The sequence below is a fragment of the Cryobacterium sp. RTC2.1 genome (assembly GCF_035018685.1).
In the GTDB taxonomy this organism is placed as follows: Bacteria; Actinomycetota; Actinomycetes; order Actinomycetales; family Microbacteriaceae; genus Cryobacterium; species Cryobacterium glucosi.
This window is the reverse complement of sequence record NZ_JASJXJ010000236.1, coordinates 1-3,609: the sequence shown is the minus strand read 5'-3', so window position 1 is coordinate 3,609 and position 3,609 is coordinate 1. Positions and strand designations below refer to the sequence as shown.

3 protein-coding genes are annotated in these 3,609 nt (G+C 68.9%); 2 read left to right on the top strand and 1 reads right to left on the bottom strand.

Features of this window, described 5'->3' with window-relative positions; translation table 11 throughout:
- Positions 1-3 precede the first annotated feature (3 nt).
- Positions 4-840 carry a cytochrome c oxidase assembly protein gene (locus tag QN357_RS18260; RefSeq protein ID WP_322140781.1) on the bottom strand — a complete coding sequence of 279 codons (837 nt, stop codon included), beginning with the start codon at positions 838-840 and terminating at the stop codon, positions 4-6.
- A 214-nt stretch (positions 841-1,054) separates the two neighbouring features.
- Here QN357_RS18260 and QN357_RS18255 point away from each other — a divergent pair, with 214 nt between their 5' ends.
- Positions 1,055-2,080 carry a LacI family DNA-binding transcriptional regulator gene (locus QN357_RS18255; protein WP_134560284.1) on the top strand — a complete coding sequence of 342 codons (1,026 nt, stop codon included), beginning with the start codon at positions 1,055-1,057 and terminating at the stop codon, positions 2,078-2,080.
- A gap of 165 nt (positions 2,081-2,245) precedes the next feature.
- Positions 2,246-3,550, top strand: a complete 1,305-nt coding sequence (locus tag QN357_RS18250; RefSeq protein ID WP_322135964.1) for an extracellular solute-binding protein — start codon at positions 2,246-2,248, stop codon at positions 3,548-3,550.
- Positions 3,551-3,609 lie beyond the last annotated feature (59 nt).

Below are 3,609 nucleotides of genomic sequence, written 5' to 3'. Positions count from 1 at the left end.
GGGTCACGGTGCGCGGCGCAGGTGCTCGGCGGTGAGGGCAGCCATCTGCTCGTCGGAGAGCTCGTCGAGTTGCTTCGCCTCATGCCGGTCGGTGCGGTTCCAGCGCAGGAACAGGATGATCAGCACCGGGATGTCCGCGACCTCCGCGATGAACCAGAGGAAGTCGCCGGACAGGTGCTGGTCCCAGAGCGGCGAGGGGAACCAGGCCGGGAACGACCCGACCAGGGCAGGGGCCCCGTCGAGCACCGTCTCGTTGAGGCGCAGCAGGATGCCGGGGATGGCATCCATCACGAGTTCGACGAAGGCGAGCATGAACTCTGCCGTGATGAAAAGGCTCGTGCGGACGAGGGCGTGGTCGGTGATCGGCAGCACCATCAGCAGTCCGACCAGCGGCACGAGCAGCGTCAGGCTCGCCTCCGCTGCGGGATTGCTCCGCAGCACGTAGGCGAGGGGGGTCAGGAAGACCAGGAAGGCGGCGATCGCGAACAGCGGGGCGAAGACGGCGTTGCCGACGAGACGCACGAACCAGGACCCGAGCACGGCGTTGAACCCGAGCAGGGCCCGACCCTGGAGCGCGGCCCGCGCCAGCTCGACGGGGCGGCCGAGGCTCAGCAGCGCCGGGACCACGAAGAGCAGGAGGGCGATCCGGGTCGTGAACGCCCAGCGCAGGTCGGGGCTCCAGGCTCCGAGGAACCCGAACGACACCCACGCCCAGGACCCGAGCCCGAGCAGGAAGAAGCCGAGGGTCGGGAGAAGCGTCCAGGCGGTCCCCGTGCGGCCGGCGGCACGGATACCCAGGAGATACAGCGCGGCGGCGACAAGGATGCCCGCACCCGCCACCGGATCGAACCGGGCGGTGCCGAGGAAGTCGAGGAAGGAAGGCGTGAGCGGCCGTTCTGGCTGATGCGTGCCGGGAAGTCCGGCGCCCGTCCCATTATGCGTCTCCCCCGCAGGAATGTGCTCCGCGAGTGGTTGACGTGGGGGACTAAACCGGTATAGGTTTGCCTAAACCGGTTCAGAAGACTCGAGCAGGTGCTATCGATGAGGAGGCGCGATGAGTGAGCCCAAGGTGACCATTGCTGATGTGGCCCGCGAGGCCGGCGTCAGCAAAGGCCTCGTCTCCTTCGCCCTCAACGACCGGCCCGGTGTCTCCGCCGAGAGCCGCGTCCGTATCCTCGAGATCGCCGAACGACTCGGCTGGACCCCCTCCCTGCGAGCCAGGTCGCTGTCCACCCGGCGTTCCTTCGCGCTCGGCCTCGTGATCGCCCGCGACCCGGAGGTCCTCGGCTCCGACCCGTTCTTCCCGTCGTTCATCGCCGGCGTCGAGACCGTCCTCGCCCCGCAGGGCCTCGCCCTCGTGCTGAGCGTCGTGCCCGACGAGAAGACCGAAATGCGCACCTACCGGTCGCTCGTCTCCGACGGCCGCGTCGACGGGGTCTTCCTGAGCGACCTCCGGCACAACGACCCCCGCATCCCGCTGCTGCAGGAACTCGGCCTTCCCGCCGTCACCCTCGGCCGGCCGGACACCGAGAGCCCCTTCCCGTGCATCTCGGTCGACGACACCCCTGGCGTCGCCGAAACCGTGCGCTACCTCGTCTCCCTCGGCCACCGGCGCATCGCCCACGTCGCCGGCAGCCCGGCGCTCCTGCACGGCAGCCGCCGCCGGGCCGCCTTCGACACGGCCCTCAGGGAGGCCGGTCTCCCGGCCGGCCAGTCCATCGAGACCGACTTCTCCGTCGCAGCGGGGGCGGATGCCGCCCGCAGGCTCCTGACTCAGGACTCGCCGCCCACGGCGATCGTTTTCGCCAACGACCCGATGGCCATCGCCGGCCTCGGCGTCGCCCACGAACTCGGCCTGCGCGTACCGGACGACGTCTCGATCACGGGCTTCGACGACATCGACTTCACCCGGTACGTCTACCCGGCGCTCACCACGGTGCGCACCGCCCCGAGCGACTGGGGCCGGGCCGCCGGCCGGACCCTGCTCGACCTCATGGCGCTCGGCACGGCACCCGACGTCGATCTTCCGGCAGGCCGTCTCGTCATCCGCGGCTCCGCCGGTACCCCCCTGCGGCCCTAGCTGCCGCACTGTCCCCCACTCCTCACCTCCGATCCGCCACCGAACCCTTCGCACACCGCACCGACCCCGCGTCGGCCGCGGTCCTCCCGCACGCCCTTCCCCGCGTGCCGCACCACCCGAAACACACCCGAGGCAGAGCTGCCGCGGGGACTGAATGGAGAAACCATGCACAGCACAGCACGAACCCGGCGAGTCCTCGCCGCGACCGCGGCATCGGCCGCCGTCATCCTCGCCCTCGGCGCCTGCTCATCGGGCGGCGGCGCGGCGGGAGCGGCGACCACAGCCCACGGCCCCATCACGATCTGGTACTCGAACAACGCGACCGAGATCGCCTGGGGCAAGCAGATGGTGACCGCTTGGAACGCCGACCACCCGAACGAAACCGTCACCGCGCAGGAGATCCCGGCCGGCAAGAGCAGCGAGGAAGTGATCGGCGCCGCCATCACGGCGGGAAACGCACCATGCCTCGTGTACAACACGGCCCCGGTCGCAGTTCCCCAGTTCCAGAAGCAGGGCGGCCTCGTCGACCTGAGCAGCTTCTCCGACGGTGACTCCTACATCAAGGCCCGCTCGGGCGATACCGCGAACCAGTACGAGTCGACAGACGGCAAGTTCTACCAGATGCCGTGGAAGTCCAACCCTGTGATGATCTTCTACAACAAGGACATGTTCGCCAAGGCCGGGCTCGACCCGGAGAACCCGAAGCTCGCCACCTATGACGAGTTCCTGACCGCCTCCCGCGCCCTGGTCTCCAGTGGGGCCGCGGCGAACGCGATCTACCCGTCCCCAACGAGTGAGTTCTACCAGAGCTGGTTCGACTTCTACCCGCTGTACGCCGCCGAGACCGGGGGCAAGCAGCTCGTCGAAGACGGCAAGGCCACGTTCACCGGGGACGAGGGCGCCAAGGTCGCCGACTTCTGGAAGACCATGTACACCGAGGGACTCGCGAACAAAGAGCTCTACCAGGGCGACTCGTTCGCCGACGGCAAGGCCGCGATGTCGATCGTGGGACCGTGGGCTGTTCCGGTGTACAAGGACAAGGTGAACTGGGGCGCCGTTCCGGTGCCGACGAGCGCCGGGACATCCGCTGACAAGACCTACACCTTCAGCGACGCCAAGAACGTCGGCATGTACACCGCGTGCAAGAACCAGGGCACCGCCTGGGACGTGCTGAAGTTCTCGACGAGCGAGGCGCAGGACGGCCAGCTCCTCAGCCTGACCGGCCAGATGCCGATCCGCTCCGACCTGACCACCACGTACCCGGACTACTTCGCCGCGAACCCGGCCTACGTCGCATTCGGCGACCAGGCCGCGCGCACCGTCGAGGTTCCGAACGTGTCGAACTCGGTCGAGGTGTGGCAGACGTTCCGGGACGCCTACTCCAAGTCGGTCATCTTCGGGCAGGGCGACATCGCCTCCACCCTGGGCGGCGCGGCAGACAAGATCAACACCCTGGTCTCGAGCAAGTAGCACCTCGTGACCGTCACCGAATCGCGGACCTCGTCCGCCCCGGGCCCCCCACCGGCGCC

Coding starts and splice junctions, on each gene's coding strand:
- QN357_RS18255 (WP_134560284.1), top strand. CDS start 1,055: ATGAGTGAGCCCAAGGTGACCATTGCTGATGTGGCCCGCGAGGCCGGC.
- QN357_RS18250 (WP_322135964.1), top strand. CDS start 2,246: ATGCACAGCACAGCACGAACCCGGCGAGTCCTCGCCGCGACCGCGGCA.